Source organism: Photobacterium sp. GJ3 (assembly GCF_018199995.1).
Taxonomy (GTDB): Bacteria; Pseudomonadota; Gammaproteobacteria; order Enterobacterales; family Vibrionaceae; genus Photobacterium.
The window spans coordinates 2,522,968-2,546,341 of the sequence record NZ_CP073578.1; the positions used below are offsets into that span (position 1 = coordinate 2,522,968).

23 protein-coding genes are annotated in these 23,374 nt (G+C 50.6%); 17 read left to right on the forward strand and 6 right to left on the reverse strand.

The window, feature by feature from the left end; all coding sequences use genetic code 11:
* Positions 1-448: 448 nt before the first annotated feature.
* On the reverse strand, positions 449-760 hold the full coding sequence (bolA, locus tag KDD30_RS11505; protein WP_211646007.1) for a transcriptional regulator BolA: 312 nt from the start codon (positions 758-760) through the stop codon (positions 449-451).
* A gap of 171 nt (positions 761-931) precedes the next feature.
* Between bolA and KDD30_RS11510 the strand changes: the two genes are divergently transcribed.
* The 9 genes from KDD30_RS11510 to KDD30_RS11550 all read left to right on the forward strand — a co-directional run bounded on the left by KDD30_RS11510 (position 932) and on the right by KDD30_RS11550 (position 9,162).
* Positions 932-2,074 carry a methyltransferase gene (locus tag KDD30_RS11510; protein ID WP_211646008.1) on the forward strand — a complete coding sequence of 381 codons (1,143 nt, stop codon included), beginning with the start codon at positions 932-934 and terminating at the stop codon, positions 2,072-2,074.
* Between the two features lie 59 nt (positions 2,075-2,133).
* Positions 2,134-2,703, forward strand: a complete 570-nt coding sequence (locus KDD30_RS11515; RefSeq protein ID WP_211646009.1) for a YajG family lipoprotein — start codon at positions 2,134-2,136, stop codon at positions 2,701-2,703.
* Positions 2,703-3,257: a peptidylprolyl isomerase gene (locus KDD30_RS11520; RefSeq protein ID WP_211646010.1), complete on the forward strand. Its 555-nt coding sequence runs from the start codon at positions 2,703-2,705 to the stop codon at positions 3,255-3,257. The genes KDD30_RS11515 and KDD30_RS11520 overlap by 1 nt, the downstream gene beginning before the upstream one ends.
* Before the next feature lie 44 nt (positions 3,258-3,301).
* Positions 3,302-3,664 (forward strand): hypothetical protein, encoded by a 363-nt coding sequence (locus KDD30_RS11525; protein ID WP_211646011.1) that lies wholly within the window; start codon positions 3,302-3,304, stop codon positions 3,662-3,664.
* A gap of 158 nt (positions 3,665-3,822) precedes the next feature.
* Complete coding sequence (locus KDD30_RS11530; RefSeq protein WP_211646012.1) at positions 3,823-5,187, forward strand: AmpG family muropeptide MFS transporter; 1,365 nt, start codon at positions 3,823-3,825, stop codon at positions 5,185-5,187.
* Between the two features lie 398 nt (positions 5,188-5,585).
* A complete protein-coding gene (locus KDD30_RS11535; protein WP_211646013.1) occupies positions 5,586-6,404 on the forward strand; it encodes an outer membrane protein OmpK in 819 nt (272 codons plus the stop codon).
* A gap of 310 nt (positions 6,405-6,714) precedes the next feature.
* Positions 6,715-7,527, forward strand: a complete 813-nt coding sequence (locus KDD30_RS11540) for an outer membrane protein OmpK (protein ID WP_211646014.1) — start codon at positions 6,715-6,717, stop codon at positions 7,525-7,527.
* A 113-nt stretch (positions 7,528-7,640) separates the two neighbouring features.
* A complete protein-coding gene (panE, locus tag KDD30_RS11545; RefSeq protein ID WP_211646015.1) occupies positions 7,641-8,540 on the forward strand; it encodes a 2-dehydropantoate 2-reductase in 900 nt (299 codons plus the stop codon).
* The gene (locus KDD30_RS11550) at positions 8,533-9,162 is read left to right on the forward strand and encodes a DJ-1 family glyoxalase III (RefSeq protein ID WP_371826043.1); all 630 of its coding nucleotides are present in this window, start codon (positions 8,533-8,535) and stop codon (positions 9,160-9,162) included. Before panE ends, KDD30_RS11550 begins: the two co-directional genes overlap by 8 nt.
* A gap of 178 nt (positions 9,163-9,340) precedes the next feature.
* Here the strand turns inward: KDD30_RS11550 and thiI are convergent, their stop codons facing one another.
* The 4 genes from thiI to KDD30_RS11570 all read right to left on the reverse strand — a co-directional run bounded on the left by thiI (position 9,341) and on the right by KDD30_RS11570 (position 12,954).
* A complete protein-coding gene (thiI, locus tag KDD30_RS11555; RefSeq protein ID WP_211646016.1) occupies positions 9,341-10,789 on the reverse strand; it encodes a tRNA uracil 4-sulfurtransferase ThiI in 1,449 nt (482 codons plus the stop codon).
* 196 nt (positions 10,790-10,985) lie between these two features.
* Positions 10,986-11,927, reverse strand: a complete 942-nt coding sequence (locus tag KDD30_RS11560) for a flagellar motor protein MotB (protein ID WP_211646017.1) — start codon at positions 11,925-11,927, stop codon at positions 10,986-10,988.
* 11 nt (positions 11,928-11,938) lie between these two features.
* Positions 11,939-12,700 (reverse strand): flagellar motor protein PomA, encoded by a 762-nt coding sequence (pomA, locus tag KDD30_RS11565; RefSeq protein WP_211646018.1) that lies wholly within the window; start codon positions 12,698-12,700, stop codon positions 11,939-11,941.
* A 59-nt stretch (positions 12,701-12,759) separates the two neighbouring features.
* On the reverse strand, positions 12,760-12,954 hold the full coding sequence (locus tag KDD30_RS11570) for a hypothetical protein (protein ID WP_211646019.1): 195 nt from the start codon (positions 12,952-12,954) through the stop codon (positions 12,760-12,762).
* A gap of 90 nt (positions 12,955-13,044) precedes the next feature.
* On the opposite strand from KDD30_RS11570, the gene xseB reads away from it, so the two are divergent.
* Genes xseB through dxs form a run of 3 tightly spaced genes read left to right on the forward strand, consistent with a single transcriptional unit; the run spans position 13,045 to position 16,065 of the window.
* Positions 13,045-13,287, forward strand: coding sequence for an exodeoxyribonuclease VII small subunit (gene xseB, locus KDD30_RS11575; protein ID WP_211646020.1), 243 nt, complete (start codon positions 13,045-13,047; stop codon positions 13,285-13,287).
* Positions 13,280-14,176 (forward strand): (2E,6E)-farnesyl diphosphate synthase, encoded by an 897-nt coding sequence (gene ispA / locus KDD30_RS11580; RefSeq protein ID WP_211646021.1) that lies wholly within the window; start codon positions 13,280-13,282, stop codon positions 14,174-14,176. The genes xseB and ispA overlap by 8 nt, the downstream gene beginning before the upstream one ends.
* A 23-nt stretch (positions 14,177-14,199) precedes the next feature.
* Complete coding sequence (dxs, locus tag KDD30_RS11585; protein WP_211646022.1) at positions 14,200-16,065, forward strand: 1-deoxy-D-xylulose-5-phosphate synthase; 1,866 nt, start codon at positions 14,200-14,202, stop codon at positions 16,063-16,065.
* Between the two features lie 279 nt (positions 16,066-16,344).
* Here the strand turns inward: dxs and yfbV are convergent, their stop codons facing one another.
* The gene (gene yfbV, locus KDD30_RS11590) at positions 16,345-16,794 is read right to left on the reverse strand and encodes a terminus macrodomain insulation protein YfbV (protein WP_211646023.1); all 450 of its coding nucleotides are present in this window, start codon (positions 16,792-16,794) and stop codon (positions 16,345-16,347) included.
* A gap of 314 nt (positions 16,795-17,108) precedes the next feature.
* Between yfbV and KDD30_RS11595 the strand changes: the two genes are divergently transcribed.
* The 5 genes from KDD30_RS11595 to KDD30_RS11615 all read left to right on the forward strand — a co-directional run bounded on the left by KDD30_RS11595 (position 17,109) and on the right by KDD30_RS11615 (position 23,367).
* Entirely contained in the window at positions 17,109-18,308 is a 1,200-nt protein-coding gene (locus KDD30_RS11595) for an acetate kinase (RefSeq protein ID WP_211646024.1), read from the forward strand.
* Between the two features lie 123 nt (positions 18,309-18,431).
* A complete protein-coding gene (gene pta / locus KDD30_RS11600) occupies positions 18,432-20,588 on the forward strand; it encodes a phosphate acetyltransferase (protein ID WP_211646025.1) in 2,157 nt (718 codons plus the stop codon).
* Between the two features lie 321 nt (positions 20,589-20,909).
* The gene (locus KDD30_RS11605) at positions 20,910-21,887 is read left to right on the forward strand and encodes an AfsA-related hotdog domain-containing protein (RefSeq protein WP_211646026.1); all 978 of its coding nucleotides are present in this window, start codon (positions 20,910-20,912) and stop codon (positions 21,885-21,887) included.
* Between the two features lie 6 nt (positions 21,888-21,893).
* A complete protein-coding gene (locus KDD30_RS11610) occupies positions 21,894-22,127 on the forward strand; it encodes an acyl carrier protein (RefSeq protein WP_211646027.1) in 234 nt (77 codons plus the stop codon).
* Complete coding sequence (locus tag KDD30_RS11615) at positions 22,120-23,367, forward strand: beta-ketoacyl synthase (protein WP_211646028.1); 1,248 nt, start codon at positions 22,120-22,122, stop codon at positions 23,365-23,367. Before KDD30_RS11610 ends, KDD30_RS11615 begins: the two co-directional genes overlap by 8 nt.
* Positions 23,368-23,374: the final 7 nt, after the last annotated feature.

Below are 23,374 nucleotides of genomic sequence, written 5' to 3' on the forward strand. Positions count from 1 at the left end.
CACGACAACGGATAATTTTGAACCAACGCACACTTGCAGTGGTTACAACCGTGATTCCCTCGAACAATGCACTTTTCTGCTGTTTACATTCTGATATCAATTTAACAACACCAAAAAGTCGCCAGTAAAACTAACGCATTCGGTGATCATAAAACAGCAAAAAACCATGCAATTCCGCATCGAATTTGCAACATATGTTTTCACTCGCTTACACTGGAAATATCTTGTTGCAATCCAGTGTCCGGAGTCAGTATAGACGGCCCGGCCGTCTGAGACTGTGAGAATCTTTCGGGTCAGTCGCCGGGCAAAAATTGAGCGTATTTTACGCGATGACTCAATTTACCAAGACAACCGACTTCAAATTTCAGACTGTAAAAAACCGCAACAGATGCGGTTTTCTCTGAGAGCGGCATACAATCGCCAGCAGTCAGGGTGAAAGACAGACAACTCAGCCAAACTTACTGCCACCCAGACAAGACGGAGACGCCGGAGCTGCCTGCTGGGTCGCCCATTCATCCGGGGTGTAGGTATGAATCGCGAGCGCATGAATATGGTTCGCCAGTTCATCTGCCAGAATCGCATTTACCGTTCTATGGCGACCAATCAGTCGCTGGCCTTCAAATTCAGTACTGACAATAATCACTTTAAAGTGACTTTCAGCCCCTTTTGGCACATTGTGCATGTAACTTTCGTTGATCACGTCCAGATGAACCGGGGCGAGGGATTGCTGCAATTTCTGTTCGATACGTTCCTGGATCATGGGTCCTCCTGATGCTTGATCAGACCAGCCGACGATTTTGCGGATAAGAATGCCTGCTCTGACTGCCGTTTACCTCACCGGTTACAACATCATCAACACAGTTTACCTTTGCAGGCTGGCCCGCATCTGCGAAAATATTCAACCCGACAACATACCCTAAAGATAGTCCGAATGAAACCTGAGCTCACCTTGCACAGCAGAAGCCTGACGCTGCAACGCTACCCCATTCGCAAGCGCGAAACGCTGCAGGCCTGGGATGCGGCAGATGAATACCTGATCAATCAGGTCGAAACCATGAAAGCCGAACAGGCGCTGACACTGGATGCAACCCGTCCTGTGATCTTGATGAATGATGGTTTTGGTGCACTCGCGTGCTGGTTTGCAGGACAAATGCCAGTGTTCTCCGTCGGCGATTCTTATATTGCCCGAAAAGCCAGTGAAACCAACTTAGAAGAAAATCAGTTGCCGCGCGTCCAGTTTCAGGACTGCCTGTCTCCGTTGCCGGATCAACCGCAACTGGTGCTGCTGAAGTTGCCCAAAAGCAATCGCCTGCTCAGCTGGCAACTGGCCCAGCTTTGCGCATCACTGCCGGAAGACTGCATCGTGATTGCAGCCGGAAAGGCCAAAGAAATTCATACATCAACACTCAAATTGTTTGAAAAGCACCTCGGCCCAACCACCACCTCTCTGGCGGTGAAAAAGGCACGCCTGATCTTCTGCCGTCCCGATGCATCACTGGCACGCGCACTCCCGCAAATTGAACGTTGGGACGTCCCGGAATACCAGTTGACCCTGAGCAATCACGCCAATGTTTTCTCCGGCGAAAGTTTAGACATTGGTGGCCGGTTCCTGCTGGAACATATCCCCCAGGATCCGGCACTGAAGCATATTGTTGACCTGGGATGCGGAAACGGCGTGATTGGTATTCAGGCAGCCCGGCTCAACCCGCAGGCGCAAGTGACCTGTGTTGATGAAAGTTTCATGGCGGCAGCCTCCTGCCGCGAAAATGCTGACCTGAATCTGACGCACCCGCAACAGTTGACCGTTAAAGTAGATAACTCTCTGGAAACTATGGCAAATGATGACGCGGATCTGGTACTTTGTAATCCCCCGTTTCACCAGCAAAATACCATCACGGATCACATTGCCTGGCAGATGTTCGCAGATGCCAAACGTTGTTTACGACCGGGTGGCCGGCTGATTGTTATTGGCAATCGCCATCTGGGTTACGACGGCAAACTCAAGCGTTTGTATGCGAAAGTACACAAAATTGCACAAAATAATAAATTCGTGGTTTATCAAGCTGAAAAATAAGCCCAAACTCTTCAACATTCCGGCTGCATGACAGCCTGTTTTAATAAGGAACGAACCGGATGAGGCCACTTCTTTTAGCCCTATCAATGCTGGCGCTGACCGCCTGTACTGCACCAACAGACATGCAACTTTCACTTCAGCCCACGCCGACCCTGTCGTCTCAGGCCAGCATGCAGGGCCTGAATCTGAACCTTGAAAGCCGGGATTTACGGACAGCCCAGTTTGTTGCCGTCATCGACAATGGGGACAAAAATGTCCACCCATTGCACGCCAGAGAAAATCTGCGTCTGACCCTGCAAGATGCGCTGACCCGTCAATTGGAGTCTCAGGGCGTTCAGGTCGGCCCGGAAAGCCAGAGCACCATGCGCATGGATATTCTGGAAGCCATTGTCAATGTGAAGCAAAGTGCGTTCAGCCATACCCTGAACAGTAAACTGCAGCTTCAGCTGGTTCTGACCACACCGAACGGAAAGTTCATTAAACGCTATGCCGGAAAGTCGTCCCGTGAAGGGGCCATGAATGCATCACCTGAAGCCATGGAACTGGCCATGAATGGCCTGATGGACGCTGTCCTGCGTGACATTCAGGGAGATGCCGAACTCAGCAGCTACATGGAGGAGAATCTCTGATGCGCCGACTGTTAACCGCCGCCATTCTGGCCTGCACATTTTCAGCCCATGCCGCCACACAAGTGGCTGTCGAAACCTCTCTGGGTGAATTTGTTGTTGAACTCAATGAAGAAAAAGCACCGATTTCCAGCAAAAACTTCCTCCGCTATGTCGAGGATGGCAGCTATGTCGGCACTGTGTTCCACCGGGTTATTCCGGGATTCATGGCACAGGGCGGCGGATTTGATGCCGAGTTCAACCGCCGTCCGAGCTACGATCCGATCAAAAACGAATCCGACAATGGTCTGAGCAACCAGCGGGCAACCCTTGCAATGGCCAGAACTCAGGTTGCCGATTCAGCAACCCGTCAGTTCTACATCAACTACCAGAACAACACGTTTCTGGACGGACAGGCCGGGAAAGTGGGTTACGCCGTGTTCGGAAAAGTTGTGAAAGGGTTCTCAGTTATTGAAAAAATGGCGCAGGTTCCTACAACAACAGTCCGCTCAATAGGTATGAAAGATGTACCTCAGCAGCCTATAGTTATTAAAGCTATCCATATTCTCAACAAATAGACTGACGTCCGCCTGGCCGTGAGTCTGCGGTCAGGTGAACTTCCATGTTGAAACTTGTTTCCTCACAACCGGACGTGCCAACGGAGCGAATTGCCCGTCACGTTGCAGATCATGCGCCCGCACTGGCTTTATCTATGTTGGGAACACTGGAAGGAAGCACCAGCTATGATTCACTGAAAAAAACCTGCACGGAGCACCTGCACGACTGGTGGCAACTGTCTGTCCCCAGCGGCACCCCGGCTTCCGGCTATGAATCGGTTTACTGGTATCTGCTGCATTTGATGGAATCCCTCGAAGAGCATCAGTTGCTGGGCAACTGTTTCATTCAGTTTCGCGTGACCGCGGGTGCGAAATTCCTGCTTGGCATGGGCGAGCAGCCGGAAAAAATGCAGGGAATTCGTCCTTAACACACTTTTCTCCCAAGCAACCCGCAGTTTTGACCTTCCACTGGTTTTTCTCCCGTCAACATACTGATACCTTAATAGCTTCAAACCCCTTCAGAATGCTGCGTTCAGTGAATCTGTCCGGGGATATCCGTTTGTTTTAGTTACAGAGGCCCCATCCGATGGAGCAATCCGTTGAAAACCAGGAAGATCTGGGTTGGCGAGTATATCTCGAAAAGTCAGTTTTAATTATGCTAGCCCTCGGCTTTTCTTCCGGCCTTCCCATTTTGCTGGTCTTCGGCACCCTGTCATTCTGGCTCCGTGAAGCCGATGTCAGCCGGACAGATATCGGTTATTTCAGCTGGGTCGCGCTCGCCTATGGTTTTAAATGGATCTGGTCACCCCTGATTGACCGCTTTCCCGTCCCGGTCTTTTCAAACCTGCTCGGACGCCGACGGGGCTGGATGGTCTTCTCTCAATTGATGATCATCGCTTCCCTGTGCGGCATGGCTGTCAGTAACCCTCAGGCTGATTTGTCTCAGCTTGCTATTTTCGCGGTCATTGTCGCCATCGCTTCGGCTTCACAGGACATTGTGATCGATGCGTACCGGATTGAACTGGCAACAGAACGCCTGCAAGCTGCACTGGCCGCAGCCTATATGACAGGTTACCGGTTAGCGATGATTATGGCAGGTGCTGGCGTCTTAGCTTTTGCAGCCCTGTTCGGCTCTGACAGCAGTTATGATCCCATCGGCTGGAAAACAGCGTATTTCATTATGGCCAGTCTGATGTCCATTGGCCTGATCACAGCATTATCCATTCGCGAACCCCAAGTGAATGGCAAAGCCATGGCAGATCTGGAAGCCGATCTTCGCTACAAAATGGTGTCTCAGGGGTTGCCACCAGCACTGGCCCGCATTGCGGCCTGGTTTTATACCGCAGCAGTCATGCCTTTCATTGATTTCTTTTCCCGCTATGGTAAAGCCGGATTCCTGTTGCTCGCCCTGATCGGCTGCTACCGGATCTCCGATGTCGTTATGGGCGTGATGGCCAATGCGTTTTACGTGGATATGGGATTCATCAAGAGTGAAGTGGCTGCGGTGTCCAAAGTCTATGGGGTCATTATGACACTGGCTGGTGCCGGATTAGGGGGCCTGCTGATTGTCCGGTATAACACCCTGCGTATCCTGGCATTGGGTGCCGTACTGGCCGCCTTCACCAATCTGCTCTTTCTGGCATTCTCATACATTGGCAACAACCTGCCGATGCTGACGCTGGTGATTTCTATCGACAATCTGAGTGCAGGGATCGCGACAGCCGCATTTATTGCTTTCATGTCCGGCTTGACCAATGTTGCCTTCTCAGCAACCCAATACGCACTGTTCAGTTCGATTATGCTGCTGTTTCCGAAGTTTCTGGCTGGCTTCTCAGGGCTCTTTGTCGACTTATACGGTTACAACATTTTCTTCCTGAGCACAGCGCTGATCGGTATTCCGGTTCTCTTTCTTATCAAAGCCGTTGCACTTTATGCGCCACATCAAAAATAATTGTGCCTGCCCGTGAAACTTTTTCCGGCCTGAACGTTCCAATATTTCAGGCCGATTTCCACCTACCCCAACCCCGTTATTTCTTTTTTTGTTGAACCTTTCCAGCCTCACATTGACTTTATTTGATTTCAGACAGGATTTATTCCTTTCCTGAATGAACAATTAATGACCAAAAGCTCACTAAGTTAAAAATAATTACATCGAATCTCGCGTAAAAAGCGATCAACATCACCTTTAAATGACTTTTGAAATCCATTACATAAGATCAAATTCACAATCAAAAAACAACTGGTGAAACGTTACATTCACATTAGTGACATCAAGCAATACACTTCCCGCCATTGAAACGGACTGGTCAAAAAAGTCCGGTGTCCTTATTCATTGAGCGAGAGTTGACGATGCGTAAATCCCTAGTTGCACTGAGCGTACTGGCTGCTTCCCTGCCTGCTGCTGTAAACGCTGCTGATTACACCGACGGTGATATCCACAAAAACGACTACAAATGGTCCCAGTTTAACCTGATGTATGCGTTTGATGAGCTGCCAGGCGAATCCAGCCATGATTATCTGGAAATGGAATTCGGCGGTCGTTCAGGCATCTTCGATCTGTACGGTTATGTGGACATTTTCAACCTGTCGAACAGCCCAAGCAGCGACAAGGCTGAAGCGCCAAAAATGTTCATGAAGTTTGCACCTCGTGTTTCTCTGGATGCGCTGACTCAAACTGACCTGTCTTTCGGTCCGGTACAAGAGCTGTACTTCGCAACACTGTTTAACTGGAACGGCGCAGCCACAACCAACTCAGACGGCTCAGTTAATACGGCTAGCGTAAACAACTCTTTCTGGGGACTAGGCTCTGACATCAACGTGCCATGGCTGGGTAAAGTAGGTCTGAACGTTTATGGCCTGTATGACCTGAATAAAAAAGACTGGAACGGCTACCAGATTTCCACCAATTGGTTCAAGCCTTTTTACACCTTGGACAATGGCAGCTTCGTGTCTTACCAGGGTTACATTGATTACCAGTTTGGCCTGAAAGAAGAGTACTCTTCTGCCAGCAATGGCGGCGCCATGTTCAACGGTATCTACTGGCACTCCGATCGCTACGCAGTAGGTTACGGCCTGAAAGCCTATAAAGATATCTACGGCATCAAAGACTCTGATTCGTTCAAGTCTACCGGTATCAGCCACTACGTCAGCGTGACTTACAAGTTCTAAGGCTTGCCCTGAGCAACACACGGAATCCAGCAAAGGCGCCTTTTCGGCGCCTTTGTTTTTCGTTCTAACTCCTGAGACAATTTTCTTCCCTTCATTTCCTACTTTTATTTGTCTGATTTTCTGACTGATTTTCAACGTTCCGATCGGTATCACTCGGCGAAGCACTGATTATTTTCTTACATCTAAGGCAGCCCGGCCGCAATCCACTAATCTTTTAACTTAGACACTGTCTTTCTGTTAAGAAACAAGCCCCTTGACAGCTGTGTTTCCTAAGCAATGGCAACGATAAACGATAAGTGAGAACGCCAACATGAAACAGACCCCGTTAGCTTTGGCTCTTGGAGCAGTCCTGGTTGTCCCCGGAATCAGCTTTGCCGCAGACTATACTGACGGCGATATCCATAAAAATGACTATAAATGGTTCCAGTTCAATTTGATGTACGCACTGGAAGAATACCCACGGGCACCGGATGATCCGTCCGGCCACGATTATCTGGAAATGGAATTTGGCGGACGTTCCGGGATTTTCGATTTATATGGCTATGTCGATTACTTCGATCTGACGGAGCATGATGCCAGCGACAAAAAAGACCGGCCCAAAATGTTCATGAAATTTGCCCCGCGGGTTTCGCTGGATGCCCTGACCAGAACCGATCTCTCCTTTGGTCCGGTGCAAGAGCTGTACTTTGCAACCCTTTTCAACTGGGGAGGCGGTGCGCATGATGTCAACAATTCCTTCTGGGGGATAGGTTCAGACGTCATGGTCCCCTGGTTTGGCAAAGTCGGCCTCAATCTGTATGCGCTGTACGATGTGAACGCCAAAGACTGGAATGGTTACCAGATCTCGACCAACTGGTTTAAACCCTTTTATACCTTTGATAACGGCACCTTCCTTTCATATCAGGGGTATATTGATTACCAGTTTGGTGCAGATGATGAATTCAATGGTAATTCACAAGCAACGCATGGCGGGAACTGGTTTAACGGCCTGTACTGGCATTCAGACCGCTTCTCTGTCGGTTACGGCCTGAAGCTCTTTTATGATGTCTACCTGATTGAAGACTCCGACGCATTCGAATCAACCGGTCCGTCTCATTATTTCTCTGTCACTTATAAATTCTGAAACCTGACAACGCATGAAGTCCGGATAATACTTTATCCGGACTTTTTCTTTCCCCGACAAAGCGCCAGCCGTTACAATAACGCACAGTTTTCCTCCGACGACGGGATTTTTCCGTGAACATCACTCTGGTCGGTGCCGGCGCAGTGGGTTGCCTTTGGGCAGGCGCGCTGGCCAAACAAGGACATCAGGTCCATCTCTGGCGACGTCAGCCGGGCACTCATTTCACGCTGAACTGGCAGGGGCTGGATACAGCAATCCCAGACACCTTTACCCTGCCCTGTAATCAATCCTCACTGCTGGCCAGCAGTGACGGGGTGCTCATCACGGTCAAAGCCTTTCAGGTCAGCGAAGCGGTGGCTTCGATTCAGCCCTTCCTGAAACCCCAGACGCCGGTCATTGTGATGCACAATGGCATGGGCACAGAATCCCATGTTCTGAAGCAGTTACCGGGACATCCCGTGCTGTACGCCACTACAGCTCAGGCTGCTTTCCGGCCCGATCCCTTCAGTGTGCGGCACACCGGCATGGGCCCGACCCACCTCGGCGGGGTCAACCCGGCAGGTCAGGCCTGTGCCCAGTTCAGCGACATTTTTCACGATGCCCTGTCACCCTGCCACTGGCACACCGACATTCATCTGCCCCAGTGGCAGAAGCTGGCGATTAATTGCGCCATCAATCCGCTGACAGCTATTCACCAGTGCCGAAACGGAGAACTGGCCGACCGCCATTTTGCCGAGCCATTGATGGCAATCTGTGACGAAGTCGCAGCCGTGATGCGTGCAGCAGGATATCCCGCAGAGACGGAATCACTTTTGCAGCAGGTCTACACCGTCATCAACGCGACTGCGGCCAATTACTCCTCAATGCAGCAGGATGTTGCCCATCAGCGCCAAACAGAAATCGACGCCATTACCGGCTTTCTCATTGCACAAGCAACCTCATTTCAAATTGCCACACCGACGAATCAACAGCTGTGGCAGCAGATCAAACAGTTGGAGCAAGAATATGGCTAATGCAGCGCCAAGCATGGCAAAACAACCCACCGTCGCCGTGTGTATCGCGCCGGGCAGTGAAGAAATGGAAGTGATCAATACGGTGGATATTCTGATCCGGGCCGGCATGCAGGTCACCCTCGCCAGCGTGGCAGAAGATGGCGCGCTGGCCGTCAAAGGATCCCGGGGAATTACCCTGACCGCCGACAAGCGGCTGGTTGAGATCGCCGATGATCCTTTCGATTGTGTCGTTCTGCCGGGAGGTTTACCGGGCGCAGAATATTTGCGCGACAGCACACTCGCCGTTGAGTTCGTCAAACAGCATAAATATGACGGAAAACTGGTTGCGGCAATCTGTGCAGCTCCCGTGGTGATGCTGGAACATCACCAGCTGTATCCTGAAGCGCTGATGACGGCTCATCCGGGCTTTGTCGGGAAAATTCCGGAAGACCGCCGCCGAGCTGGCCGCCGCGTCATGTTTGATGTGAATCATAACCTGCTGACCAGTCAGGCGCCGGGAACGTCACAAGAATTCGCGCTGGAAATCATTACGATACTGATGGGGAAAGCCAAGACGGCTGAAGTTGCCGAGCCCATGGTGATGTGGCCAAGCATGTGTTTCGATGTGGTGGGGAAAGGCTGATCATTCCTCCATTTCGCAAATGGGAGGAAATCATCGCGGCTTCGGTCATCGCTATACGATCCCTCCCCTTACCAAGGGAAGGGAATCATCGCGGTTTCAGTCATCGCTGGACGATCCCTCCCCCTTTTCAAGGGGGAGGTCAGGAGGGGTTATCAGGCACGAACGCATAGGCCGTCGATTACGGGCGGTAAACCTTCACGTTCTCAAAGCCATTTTCTTTGAGGTATAGCGCCTGCAGGCGGCTCATGACACCGCGGGCACAGTACAGCAGATAAGTCTTGTCCTGCGGCAGATCACCAAACTGAGTCGCCAGCTTGTAGAATGGCAGGTGTTTCACTTCCACGCCTTCAATTTCCAGCGGACTCTCATCTTCTTCGTCCGGGCTGCGAATATCCAGCACCGTGCTGTTACCATCAATCTGATCCACCAGCTCGATTTCCGGTGCCTGCACCTGACTTTCTTTTTCGATATCACGGATATCCATCACACGGGCTTCACTCACCACGCGATCCAGTACCGCAAAGTCAAACTTAGCTTCTTCGGTTTCGAGTTTCTCTTTCACCGCTTTCACGGTTGGGTTCTTCGAAATCACGCCGCAGAATTCAGGCATCGTCTTGGCGAAATCTTCTGTACCGATCTCGCGGGCCACATTGATAATGTCTTCTTTATCCCAGTTGATCAGCGGACGCAAAATCAGAGAGTCGGTCACGTTATCAATGTGACGCAGATTCGTCAGCGTCTGGCTGGATACCTGACCCAGTGCCTCACCGGTCACCAGCGCCTGAATGCCGAAACGTTCAGCGACCTGACCAGCAGCACGCATGAACATCCGCTTAAGCACGACGCCCATCTGGCCGTCATCAACGTTTTCCAGAATTTCAGCAACCACTGGCTCGAAATCGATAGCGATGAATTTGACCTTGGCTGAGGAGCCGAATTTTTTCCAAAGGAAATTGGAAACCTGCTTCACACCAATTTCATGGGCCGGACCGCCCAGATTAAAGAAGCAGTAATGCACCTTACTGCCCCGTTTGATGTGCAGATAGCTGGAAACACCGGAGTCAAAACCACCGGAGATCAGGCTCAGTACATCTTCCTGTGTGCCCAGCGGAAAGCCACCCAAGCCCTTATGACGTGCCAGAACATGATTCAGCTTGTCACCGTCGACTTCGATTTTCACGGTCAGTTGCGGATTCTTCAGCTGAACTTTGGCGCTTTCAACGGCCTGATTCAGACCACCGCCAACATAACGTTCCAGCTCAATCGAGGTAAAATCATGCTTGCCGGTCCGTTTGGCCCGCACACAGAATGTTTTCCCTGCCAGATCGTCACGAACATGAGCCAGCGTCTGCTCGAAAATGTCATGCATGTCGGTGAAGCTGGTTTGTTTCACTTCCAGCACATGATGAATGCCCGGCGTCTGCGTCAGCACGGTCAGCACCTGATCACGTATCGTTTCGTCTTTCACGGACACATCGATATAGCTGCGACGGTTATAAACCGCCACTTGATCGGACAGGCGCTGAAGGATAATGCGGATATTGCACTCCAGGATTTTGGTAAAGCGCTTTCGCACCGACTCACTCTTTACAAAAATCTCGGGATGGGGCTTTACAATAAATTTCATAACATGCTTCGCTTCACAGGGCCTAACTAAAGGCGCGGATTATACAGCAAGCAAGCGGTCGCTGAAATACAAAGGATTCTCAGAAAAATAGCGGGAACAGCAGACCGCAGCATTTCCCTGCGATCGGACTGTCCCTCACTGCCCTGTCGCCCGGACTGACCGGAGATTCAGGGCTTCCCTTAATCAGATTGTAGGCTTAATTTGGCGGGACGGCAGATTCCCCTGCCGGATCACTGGTCAGTTCATCAGAGTAATGCGGTTTACCCTGCATGATGGCAATCTCAACCCGGCGGTTCAGTTTACGGCCTTCTGCAGTTTCATTACTTTCCAGTGGCGCTGTATCCGCCAGACCCAGAACCCGCATCCGGCTGTGATCAAAGCCGGTCACTTTTTCCATTTCCTGTGCCACCGACACGGCGCGTTGTGCGGACAAGTCCCAGTTCGACCGGTAAAGCTCCGAATCTAAACGCTGGTTATCGGTATGGCCTGAAACTGTAATGATCCCAGGCACATCTTTGACCAGATCAGCCACCTGACGCACCAACGGACGGAATTTCGGCTGCAGGAATGCAGAGCCTTCCGGAAAGGCGCCTTTCTCACGGATCCGAATCACCACCTGCTGACCCAGATTTTCCACTTCAATCAGGTTTTCCTGAATTTCACGCTCCATCGCCGTTTCCAGAATGTCTGCCAGCTGTTGCTGAGACTGAGTCATCTCTGAGCGGGTATTCTGGTTCATCTGCGTGGCGGTATGCTCAGAGCGTCCGCCGGTCAGTTTTCCGGCTTCACGCTTGGTGCCGCCCGCCTTTTCAGACTCCCCGTCATGAAAGTCCAGCGTGCGCTGAGTCATGTCGATCGTCTGTTGCATGATCACTTCAATCGGCGTCGGCTCCGGCCGTCCCGGACGAAACTCCTGCGCAATCACGCTGGTGCCTTTCGGGATATCCTTCACTTCCACCATATGCTGCACACCAAACGCAAACTTGAGTGAGCCGGCGATCTGTTTGAACTTGAGTACATCCATTTCCGAAAAAGACAACAGCAGTACAAAAAAGCACATCAGCAAGGTCGACAGATCGGCGAAGGTCGACATCCAGGCGGGTGCCCCCTTCTTACAATTGCATTCGATCTCGTCCATCACGTGCCTCCTTATTCATCAACGTCGATACGACGCTGTTTTTCATGGAGGTAGTTTTTCAGGAAGCCGTCAATCACGCGCGGGTTCTGACCATCCTGAATCGCCAGAACACCGTCCAGAATCAAACGACGGTTCAATCTTTCTTCGTTTTTACGCAGTGACAGTTTGTCCGCAATCGGAATCGCGACCATATTCGCCAGAATTGAGCCGTACAGTGTGGTCAGCAGCGCAACAGCCATGGCCGGACCAATCGACTTCGGGTCATCCATATTTGTCAGCATGGCCACCAGACCAACCAAGGTACCGATCATCCCCATCGCAGGAGCAACATCGCCCAGAGAACTGAAAATACTGATACCGCGCTCGTGACGCTCATTGGTCAGCCCGATGTCTTTTTGCAGGGTTGAGCGCACGACATCGGCATCGTGACCATCCACCAGCAAATCAATTCCCTTGCGCAGGAAACTGTTATTCACTTCCATTTCTTCAAGTGCCAGAAAACCGCCTTTACGGGCAGCATCTGCCATTTCGACGATCTTCGCGATCAGATCTTCCGGATCATCGGTCTTGAACATAAAGGCCTTGGTCGCAATTTTGGCCGCGCCAAAAAATTGAGACAGGCTGAACTTCATCAGGACGACAAACAGAGTGCCGCCCAAAACAATCAGAACTGAAGGTATATTAAAAAAGATGTCCAGGCTGCCGCCCAGCAGCATCGCCATGATGACAAAAGCAAAGGCACCAACTAAACCTATGAGGGTTGCCAAATCCACGGATTACTCCTCTGAAATTTTTCTTATAGCCAGCCGACTCGAACTGGCCTTATTCTAACTTACTCACCTAGTATCGGCATCACCGCAAAATGGTTTAGCAGAGATTCAACACTGGTTTTGTGGTCTGCTGGGAAAAAACGCACATCCATCCCCAAAATCACATGCCCGACACCAAGCTGCTGCAGCCACAACCAGACAAGGCGAACGAAAAACCATAAAAATAACACTGTAATGCGCACACTTCCCTGTGCCATAATTTGACCCGGCATAGCCTGTGCGCTATTTTCCCCTCATTTTCTGAGCGTGCTCCTGACTGCGCTCCCAACCCAATCAATGGACCGGATATGGCGACTAAAAAACCAGAAAAGATGGCCTTTGAAGAAGCCATGAATGAACTCGATGTGATTGTCAACGAGCTGGAATCCGGTGATATCCCTTTAGAAGACGCGCTGAAAAAATTCGAGCGCGGGATTGCCCTGGCACGGAACAGCCAGCAAAAGCTGACTCAGGCTGAACAGCGTGTCGAAATTTTGCTTCAGGCGGATGACAACGCACCACTAACCGACTTTGACCCAAGCGATGACTAACAGCCTTTCACAACAACTGGCCGCTTACGCGACCCGGAATAACGAACAACTGGAACGCTGGCTGGCCCAACTGCCGTTTGCCGATCAACCTTTAGTTCAGGCCATGCGTTATGGCGCGCTGCTGGGTGGAAAACGTGCCCGGCCATTCCTGACTTATGTCACCGGACAGATGCTGGGCGTGTCAGAAGCTGATCTGGATGCGCCGGCAGCGGCTGTTGAATGTATCCATGCCTATTCTCTGATCCATGACGATTTACCGGCCATGGATGACGATGAGCTGCGCCGTGGTCAGCCTACTTGCCACATTGCCTTTGACGAGGCCACCGCCATTCTGGCCGGAGATGCCCTGCAGACGCTGGCGTTTGAAATTCTGGCTTCCGGACAACTCAGCGATGCCGGCAACACCCAGCGCATTGCCATGGTCCGTGAACTGGCTCAGGCTGCCGGTGCTTCAGGCATGTGTGTCGGTCAGGCTCTGGATCTGGCTGCTGAAAAGAAAAAAGTGGGACTGGCACAGTTAGAGACGGTTCACCGCCACAAAACAGGCGCACTGATTCGCTGCGCCGTTCGGTTGGGGGCCCTGGCTGCCGGAGAGAAAGGGCTGGCGGTGCTGCCGCAACTGGATCAGTTCGCCAATGCAATTGGCCTGGCGTTTCAGGTGCAGGATGACATTCTGGATGTCATCAGCGATACCCAAACACTGGGCAAGCCGCAAGGATCTGATCTGGCGCTGGAAAAAAGTACTTATCCGGCACTGCTCGGTTTAGCCGGGGCGCAGGAAAAGGCACAGCAACTTTACCAAGAAGCCCTACACGCTCTGGAAGCTATACCCTACAATACAGATTCACTCGAAGTTTTTGCCCGATACGTTATCGAGCGCAACAACTAAAACAGTAAAAGCGCCGACTTGATATGACACTGGATATTTCAAAATACCCACATTTGGCTTTAGCCAATACACCGGATGAACTCCGCTTACTGCCTGTGGAGAGTTTACCTGCACTCTGTGAAGAGCTGCGGACGTATCTGCTCAACTCTGTGAGCCAGTCCAGTGGACACTTTGCCTCCGGGCTGGGCGCCGTCGAACTGACGGTCGCTCTGCACTATGTGTACAACACCCCTTTTGATCACCTGATCTGGGATGTCGGCCATCAGGCATATCCGCATAAAATTCTGACCGGACGTCGCGATCGTCTGAACACCATCCGCCAGAAAGATGGGTTGCACCCGTTCCCCTGGCGTGAAGAAAGCGAATATGACGTGTTGTCGGTCGGTCACTCCTCGACCTCGATCAGCGCAGGCCTGGGCATGGCGATTGCCGCAGAACATGAAGGCGCTGGCCGGAAAGTGGTCAGCGTGATCGGTGATGGCGCCATTACAGCAGGCATGGCATTCGAAGCCATGAACCATGCCGGTGATGTGCACCCGAACATGCTGGTGATCCTCAATGACAATGAAATGTCGATTTCTGAAAACGTCGGTGCACTGAATAACCATCTGGCCCGCCTGCTGTCCGGCAATTTCTACACCAGTATTCGCGAAGGCGGCAAAAAAGTCCTGTCGGGCGCGCCGCCGATCAAAGAACTGGTCCGCCGTGCAGAAGAGCACCTCAAAGGCATGGTCGTGCCCGGCACCATGTTTGAAGAACTCGGCTTTAATTATATCGGCCCGATTGACGGCCATGATGTCCAGGAACTGGTGCGCACCATCAGAAATATGCGTAACCTGAAAGGCCCGCAGTTCCTGCACATCATGACGAAAAAAGGCAAAGGCTATGCCCCGGCAGAAGCTGACCCGATTAACTACCACGCGGTGCCAAAATTCGATCTGAGCCAGAACCCGCTGCCGAAAGCAGCCAACAGCAAGCCGACCTTCTCGAAAATTTTCGGAGACTGGCTGTGCGATATGGCTGCGCAGGATGACAAGCTGATGGCGATCACGCCAGCCATGCGTGAAGGTTCAGGCATGGTTCGCTTCTCGAAAGAGTACCCGGATCAGTATTTTGATGTGGCGATAGCCGAACAGCACGCTGTCACACTCGCCACAGGGATGGCTATCGGTGGCTATCACCCTGTGGTCGCGATTTACTCCACCTTCCTGCAGCGCGGTTATGATCAGCTGATCCACGATGTTGCGATCATGGACCTGCCTGTGATGTTTGCCATCGACCGGGGCGGTCTGGTCGGTGCCGACGGGCAGACGCATCAGGGGGCTTTTGATCTGAGCTTTCTGCGATGCATCCCGAACATGGTGATCATGGCGCCAAGCGATGAAAACGAATGCCGTCAGATGCTCTATACCGGCCATCGCCATCAAGGGCCAAGCGCCGTGCGATATCCGCGGGGCAGTGGCACAGGCGTAACCCCCGACAGCATCATGACAGAACTGGACATCGGCAAAGGGATCATCCGCCGCGAAGGGGAGAACGTTGCGATCCTGAGCTTCGGCACCACGCTGAGCTATGCGCTGGAAGCCGCCGAGGCGCTCAATGCAACGGTTGCAGATATGCGATTCGTGAAGCCGCTGGATGAAGCTCTGATCCGTGAACTGGCATCAACGCATGATGTGCTGGTTACTGTGGAAGAAAATGCCATTGCCGGTGGCGCAGGTTCCGGAGTGATTGAGTATCTGATGCAAGAGAAACTGCTCAAGCCCGTGCTGCAAATTGGCCTGCCAGACCAATTTATTCATCAGGGCACCCAGGCAGAGCTGCACGCAGAACTGGAAATTGACGGTCCGGGGATCGAGGCGCAAATCCGCCGCTATCTGGCCAGATAATACCAATCAAAGTAAGTCAATGATCAGAAATAGCGCAGGGAAAATGTTTGAGAACAAGGCAGGTTTTTTAGATAAGTAGTTATTCTACAATCAAAAAATCTAACGCAGTGATCGAACATTTGAACAAGCTAGGATGACCAGTGATTGACTGCGATTGGTATACAACATCCGCTCGCTTGTGCAGGCATCCAAATAAACAAACGGACAGGTCTCGGCCTGTCCGTTGTTGTTTGTGGTGTACAAAGAGATTTGCTGGTCAGCAGCCAGTACGATTCATTCTCAGAACCAGCGCTCCAGGGATGCTCTGTCCAGCTGCTTGAACGCCCGGTTCAGCACTTGTGCCAGCTCCAGATAACGCGGCCGATCCTTCAAAGGTTGCATCGCGTGACCTTCACTCAAAATTTTATGATGAATTTCCCGGTACCAGTTTGCGAGCGACGGGGGCAAATCCGTTCGGCTCCGTTTCCCCAGCCACAACAGCCCTTGCAGCGGCATACTCAGCGCAAACAGGGCAACGGCCATCGCCAGCGGCAGGCCAGATGAATTATGAAAAGCCATCTGGCTCAGCACACTCATCACCGCAACAGCAGGCATCACCCGCACTGCAAATTTGGTCGCTTTAATATAGCGCTGCTCCGGGAACAAAACCGCCAGTTCTTTGCGCATCGGCCATACCGACATGTAGTGCTGGCCATGTTGGACCTGCTTCCAGATTTTTGTCTGATTCATATCGCACCAGCCTCAACAAATCTTATAAATTTTAAAATTAGGCAACAATCAATCTAACTCGAATTAATTTTTAAAAATTTTTTTGTGATATGACGCAACAAGGGCTATCCTATGCACGCCTTTGGTAATTGTTGGCCGATAACCCTGTTATCGCAACATTCAGGATGATTTACACCTCAGGTTCACATCCCTTCTACGGACAGAAGCGAATTTTACCTGGTTTAGCCGCCTTCAAAACAAGACGACTATTCTATGGGTAACGCTTATTCAATTGAATATCAACTTTCAGACAGATTATATAGGTAGTCACTCACATGTCTAAGCTGGTTCTAGTACTTAACTGCGGTAGTTCTTCACTGAAATTTGCAGTCGTTGACGCAGTCTCAGGTGATGAGCATCTGACAGGTCTTGCAGAATGTTTGCACCTCCCGGAAGCTCGTATCAAGTGGAAACTTGATGGCGCCAAACATGAAGCTCAACTGGGCAATGGTGCCGCACATGAAGAAGCACTGGCATTCATGGTAGAAACAATTCTGGCTTCCAAACCTGAACTGGCTGAAAACCTGAAAGCTATCGGTCACCGTGTGGTTCACGGTGGTGAGCAGTTCACTCAGTCTGCCCTGATTGACGACGCTGTTCTGAAAGGTATTGAGTCTTGTGCAACCCTGGCGCCTCTGCACAACCCAGCGCACATCATCGGCATCAAAGCGGCTCAGAAAGCTTTCCCAAGCCTGAAAAACGTGGCTGTATTCGACACGGCGTTCCACCAGAGCATGCCGGAAGAAGCTTACCTGTACGCACTGCCGTACAAGCTGTACAAAGAGCACGGCATCCGTCGCTACGGCATGCACGGGACTTCACACCTGTTCATCACTCGCGAAACGGCAAGCCGCATGGGCAAGCCAGAGAGCGAACTGAACATCATCAACTGCCACCTGGGTAACGGTGCATCGGTTTGTGCCATCAAGAACGGCAAATCCGTTGATACTTCAATGGGTCTGACACCGCTGGAAGGTCTGGTCATGGGCACCCGTTGTGGTGACATCGATCCTGCGATCATCTTCCACCTGCACGATACCCTGGGTTACACCGTTGATCAGATCAACACCATGCTGACCAAAGAGTCTGGCCTGGCCGGTCTGACCGAAGTGACTTCTGACTGCCGTTTCGTTGAAGACAACTACGGTGAGAAAGAAGAAGCGACCCGTGCAATGGACGTGTTCTGCCACCGTCTGGCGAAGTATGTTGCCAGCTACACGGCAACGCTGGATGGCCAGCTGGATGCCATCACTTTCACCGGTGGTATCGGTGAGAACTCTGCTCCAATCCGTGAAATGGTGCTGAACCGCCTGAAAATCTTCGGTATTGAAGTGGACAGCGAGAAGAACCTGAAGGCACGTTTCGGCGGCGAAGGTGTGATTACCACCGACAACAGCCGCATCCCAGCCATGGTGATCTCCACCAACGAAGAGCTGGTGATTGCTGAAGATACAGCGCGTCTGGCTGAAATCTAACAGACATCAAATGGCCGACTCTGTCGGTCATTTTCTATCCAGAAAGATGATAAGGAAGAAGGTTGCCCCGCAATCTATCTGACAACATTTTCTACCGTTTGCCATCAGTTTGAGGAATTGACTGTGTCACGTACCATTATGCTAATTCCGGTTGGTGCCGGAGTCGGCCTGACCAGCGTCAGCCTGGGTGTGCTACGCGCTATGGAGCGCAAAGGCGTCCGTGTTTCCTTTTTCAAACCTATCGCCCAGCCACGCCATGGCGGCGATCAGCCAGACCTGACCACCACCATCATCCGTGCGAACAGCGACATGCAAATCGCCGAGCCCGTTTCAATGGCGCAGGCGGACGAGCTGATTCGTAACGACCAGAGCGATGTGCTGCTGGAAGACATCGTTGCCCGCTTTAAAGAAGCGACCGAAGGCGCAGAAGTCGCTCTGATCGAAGGCCTGGTGCCAACCCGCACCCATCCGTTCGCGAACCAGATTAACTTCGAAATCGCGAAAACTCTGGATGCAGAAATTGTCTTCGTGGTTGCGCCTGGTACAGATAACCCGGCTCAGCTGAAAGAGCGTATCGAGATTGCCTGCTCGAACTTCGGCGGCATCAAAAACAAACACATCGCGGGTGTGATCGTGAACAAGCTGAACGCACCTGTCGATGCGGAAGGCCGGACACGTCCAGATCTGTCTGAAATCTTCGACGGTTCAGACTCTGTAATGCCAACACACGTTGAAGTCATGCAAGTGTTCAACTCCAGCCCGATTCGTGTGCTGGGTTGTGCGCCATTCAGCGCTGAACTGATCGCCTCCCGTGCGACCGACATCGCTCAGCACCTGAATGCAGAAATCATCAATGCAGGCGAAATCGACTCTCGTCGTATCAAGAGCATCACTTTCTGTGCCCGTTCGATTCCGAACATGGTTCAGCACTTCCGTCCTGGCTCACTGCTGGTGACTTCTGCCGACCGTCCGGACGTCGTGGTTGCGGCCTGTCTGGCTGCCATGAACGGTGTTGAAATCGGTGCCCTGCTGCTGACCGGCGGCTACGAGCTGCCAGAAGCGGTGAAAGCCCTGTGTAAGCGCGCTTTTGAAACCGGCCTGCCGGTGATGACTGCTCAGGGCAATACCTGGCAGACGTCTCTGAACCTGCAAAGCTTCAGCCTGGAAGTGCCTGCAGACGATAAAGAGCGTGTGGAAATGGTCAACGAATACATGGCCAGCCACATCGACGGTCAGTGGATCGAGTCTCTGTCTGAAGGGTCTGCCCGTGAGCGCCGTCTGAGCCCGCCAGCATTCCGTTACCAGCTGACTGAGCTGGCCCGTAAAGCGGCCAAGCGCATCGTGCTGCCAGAAGGCGACGAGCCACGTACCGTGAAAGCTGCAGCGATCTGTGCTGAACGTGGTATTGCGGACTGTGTGCTGCTGGGTAATCCGGCTGAAATCAAGCGTGTTGCTGAACAGCAAGGCGTCGTTCTGGGTGCGGGTGTTGAAATCATCGATCCGGAAAGCGTGCGTGAGCAATACGTTGCGCGTCTGGTTGAGCTGCGTAAGAACAAAGGCATGACGGAAGTTGTGGCCCGCGAGCAACTGGAAGACACCGTGGTGCTCGGCACCATGATGCTGGAGCGTGACGAAGTCCACGGTCTGGTTTCCGGTGCGGTTCACACCACAGCAAACACCATCCGTCCGCCGCTGCAGCTAATCAAAACGGCACCAAACGCGTCGCTGGTTTCTTCTGTGTTCTTCATGCTGCTGCCGGATCAGGTACTGGTTTACGGTGACTGTGCGATCAACCCGGATCCAAACGCAGAGCAACTGGCTGAAATCGCGATTCAGTCTGCCGATTCTGCCAAAGCGTTCGGGATTGAACCACGTGTGGCGATGATCTCTTACTCTACCGGTAACTCCGGTCAGGGTGCTGACGTTGATAAAGTGCGCGAAGCCACTCGCATCGCTCAGGAAAAACGTCCGGATCTGATCATCGACGGTCCGCTGCAGTACGATGCTGCGATCATGGAAAACGTTGCGAAATCCAAAGCGCCGGATTCACCGGTTGCCGGTAAAGCAACAGTCTTCGTGTTCCCGGATCTGAACACGGGTAACACCACGTACAAAGCGGTACAGCGTTCTGCAGATCTGGTTTCCATCGGTCCAATGCTGCAAGGCATGCGTAAGCCGGTGAACGACCTGTCCCGTGGCGCACTGGTTGACGATATCGTCTACACCATCGCCCTGACCGCGATTCAGGCGAAGCAAGCGGAAGAGCAGAAAAAAGCTTGATATAGCTTCGCTTAGATACAAATTTCAAACCCCGGTCTTCCGGGGTTTTTTACCTACAGATTTTCATTCTGAACTCACCTGCGCCATTATCGCGATCACATCAGCTCTGTCATACTCACTCAGAAGCATACAATCGTAATCAGAACGGCACCGAAAAAGCAAACCTATGCACCAACACACCAAACAAGTTGCATAATTCCAATTTGTTATAGCACGATAGAAACTTATCATTATACACCCCAATATATTTAGAATATATTCCTTCCGTCGTTAACAATAAAGTAAACTCTAATTTATATTATCAGTGGTTGGTAAAATTATATGTCTGCTATAACAAAAATCAATTTAGATGAATTTTCATGGGATATTATTAGCGACATCAAGTTATTACATAAAGAAAATGAAAGCGAGGTCTTTTTAAGAAAATGTAAATCCCTTAATGAGAATCATTTTTTATGTTCAGCATTTTTAAAAAACCAACATCCTTATTATAGTGATCACTCCATTCAGTCCTCAGATTTAATTTACCTTTTAGAGTGTGGGAGACAAGCTGAAACATACCTTGTACATCAGCACTACAACCAGCCATTAAACATAAATTTTATTCTTGAAGAGTGGTCTTTTAGCTTTGAAAATGAATTTCAACCAAACCGAAGTTTGGAAGGAAAAGAAATCCTAATTGAAGTGATTACAAAAAATCAAAGATGGGCAAAAGAAAGACTGCTCTATCAAGAATATGATATTTATTTCTTCATCAATCAGCTACAAGTGGCCAAACTCAATCTTCGTGTTAAATACATGAAAAGAGATGCTTACCTTGCCATTAGAGAGCGTACCAGAAAAAGTCGTCTCATCTATTCAAATCAGCTTAAATTTCAAGAGAGTGACCGAGTTGTCCCTAAAAACTCAAAATTTGGCCGAGAAAATAAATCCAATTTAACTCTCACAGACCTCAATAAGCATGAGGATAATATAACTGCGAGATTACTGATAGACTTTCATAACAAATCCTACTTCGATCACAAGCAGGATCATTATCCAGCGATGGTTTTAGTGGAAGCCGGTAAGCAAATTTCACATTATGTTTCATCGCTTGTTCATCAGGACAGTCAATTTGTACTCACTAGTATCAATTGTCATTTCAAGCTTTATGCCGAATTTGATCAGGATGTAAAAGTTATAGCAAAACTATTACATGAAGATCAAATCCAACAAAACACACATGTGATGGTTAATTTCATTCAAAATGAAAAAACCATTGCATGTGCAGAACTTAAACTTTCGAATTTAAAGGATTAAACCGATATGAAAAACAAGATTAAAGAGATCCTCATGAATGAATTTGGACTCAACGAAGAAAGCATCATGAAGAATGAAACTCTTGAAGATATGAATGTTGACTCAATTATCATGATTGAAGTCCAGTTAGAACTTGAAAGAGAATTTAATATCAGCGTACCTGATGGAGATATCTCACCTTCTTTCACGCTGACCGATTTAGTTCACTATGTCAGAGAAAAGGACGCAGTGAATGTCTGAAGCAGTGAATTTTACCGCTAAAAACCGAGCTGCGATTACTGGCTTAGGCTTGATCTCCGCAGGAGGTATTGGTGTACAAGAAAACTGGGAAACAGCTTGCAACGGCATTTCTACTGCTCAAAAAATTCCTGAACTGGAAGGCATGGAAGTCGAAATCGGTTGTCGCATTCCCAGCTTCGATCCGGACAAATTGCTAGGCAGAAGTGTAGCGAGACGAATCGACCGTTTTATTCAAATTGCAATGGTCGCTTACCGTGAAGCAATCAGCCACTCAGGACTTGATCCGAAAAACTGGAACGGAAAGCGTGTTGGGATTGTTGTTGGCAGTTCATTGGCAGGGATTGAGCGTTTTGTAGATGAGCAGCATGTCCTCGAAAATGAAGGCGACCGGATGGTTTCTCCATCAACCATTCCCGGGGCAATGATGAATATGGTCGCGGGTCAGATAGCAATTGATTGTCATGCGACTGGGCCCAGCTTAATTGTAAGTACAGCATGTGCATCCGGTCTGACAGCGCTTGGGGTTGGACGTGAGTGGATTAACAGCGGTCAATGTGATGTGGTCATCGCTGGCTCTTCGGAAGCACCGATTACGCCTTTAGTTGTCGCATCAATGAACCGATTGGGCGCGTTGTCGAAGCACCCGGATCATCGCCATGCAAGTAAGCCCTTTGATGAAGAAAGAGATGGCTTTGTGATTGCTGAAGGTGCAGGTTTCTTTGTACTTGAGCGCGAAGATTCAGCAATCAGCAGACAGGCTGAGATTCATGCTTTTGTCGATGGTTACGGGGCATCAACTGATGCCTACCATGTTACAACCCCGCGCCCGGATGGTGAAGGGCTCTCTGAAGCCATTCAAGCGGCTCTAAAAGATGCGGGAATTGAAGGCAAAGATATTCAGCATGTTAACGCGCATGGCACATCAACGCGTCTGAACGATATCACAGAATCTGGCGTGATTGCCGAAACTGTCGGCCTGCATCCGATTGTCACCTCGATTAAAGGCAGCATTGGCCATTCCTTAGCAGCCGCTGGGGCAGTAGAAAGTGTATTCACAGTAATGTCTTTAAAAAACAGCCTTGTTCCGCCCACTGTAAATCTTCAGAAAGTTGACGAGGGTATTCAACTGGATATTGCCATGCAACAGCCCAGAGAAATCAAAATTCAACATGCTCTCAAAGTTTCTCTGGGTTTTGGCGGTCATAATGCAGCTATCGTTTTCTCAAACAAAAATAGTTAACAGGAAT

Excerpts from the sequence above, each read along its gene's own strand:
- bolA (WP_211646007.1), bottom strand. The coding sequence starts at position 760 with ATGATCCAGGAACGTATCGAACAGAAATTGCAGCAATCCCTCGCCCCG.
- KDD30_RS11510 (WP_211646008.1), top strand. The coding sequence starts at position 932 with ATGAAACCTGAGCTCACCTTGCACAGCAGAAGCCTGACGCTGCAACGC.
- KDD30_RS11515 (WP_211646009.1), top strand. The coding sequence starts at position 2,134 with ATGAGGCCACTTCTTTTAGCCCTATCAATGCTGGCGCTGACCGCCTGT.
- KDD30_RS11520 (WP_211646010.1), top strand. The coding sequence starts at position 2,703 with ATGCGCCGACTGTTAACCGCCGCCATTCTGGCCTGCACATTTTCAGCC.
- KDD30_RS11525 (WP_211646011.1), top strand. The coding sequence starts at position 3,302 with ATGTTGAAACTTGTTTCCTCACAACCGGACGTGCCAACGGAGCGAATT.
- KDD30_RS11530 (WP_211646012.1), top strand. The coding sequence starts at position 3,823 with ATGGAGCAATCCGTTGAAAACCAGGAAGATCTGGGTTGGCGAGTATAT.
- KDD30_RS11535 (WP_211646013.1), top strand. The coding sequence starts at position 5,586 with ATGCGTAAATCCCTAGTTGCACTGAGCGTACTGGCTGCTTCCCTGCCT.
- KDD30_RS11540 (WP_211646014.1), top strand. The coding sequence starts at position 6,715 with ATGAAACAGACCCCGTTAGCTTTGGCTCTTGGAGCAGTCCTGGTTGTC.
- KDD30_RS11550 (WP_371826043.1), top strand. The coding sequence starts at position 8,533 with ATGGCTAATGCAGCGCCAAGCATGGCAAAACAACCCACCGTCGCCGTG.
- thiI (WP_211646016.1), bottom strand. The coding sequence starts at position 10,789 with ATGAAATTTATTGTAAAGCCCCATCCCGAGATTTTTGTAAAGAGTGAG.
- KDD30_RS11560 (WP_211646017.1), bottom strand. The coding sequence starts at position 11,927 with ATGGACGAGATCGAATGCAATTGTAAGAAGGGGGCACCCGCCTGGATG.
- KDD30_RS11570 (WP_211646019.1), bottom strand. The coding sequence starts at position 12,954 with ATGGCACAGGGAAGTGTGCGCATTACAGTGTTATTTTTATGGTTTTTC.
- xseB (WP_211646020.1), top strand. The coding sequence starts at position 13,045 with ATGGCGACTAAAAAACCAGAAAAGATGGCCTTTGAAGAAGCCATGAAT.
- ispA (WP_211646021.1), top strand. The coding sequence starts at position 13,280 with ATGACTAACAGCCTTTCACAACAACTGGCCGCTTACGCGACCCGGAAT.
- dxs (WP_211646022.1), top strand. The coding sequence starts at position 14,200 with ATGACACTGGATATTTCAAAATACCCACATTTGGCTTTAGCCAATACA.
- yfbV (WP_211646023.1), bottom strand. The coding sequence starts at position 16,794 with ATGAATCAGACAAAAATCTGGAAGCAGGTCCAACATGGCCAGCACTAC.
- KDD30_RS11595 (WP_211646024.1), top strand. The coding sequence starts at position 17,109 with ATGTCTAAGCTGGTTCTAGTACTTAACTGCGGTAGTTCTTCACTGAAA.
- KDD30_RS11605 (WP_211646026.1), top strand. The coding sequence starts at position 20,910 with ATGTCTGCTATAACAAAAATCAATTTAGATGAATTTTCATGGGATATT.
- KDD30_RS11610 (WP_211646027.1), top strand. The coding sequence starts at position 21,894 with ATGAAAAACAAGATTAAAGAGATCCTCATGAATGAATTTGGACTCAAC.
- KDD30_RS11615 (WP_211646028.1), top strand. The coding sequence starts at position 22,120 with ATGTCTGAAGCAGTGAATTTTACCGCTAAAAACCGAGCTGCGATTACT.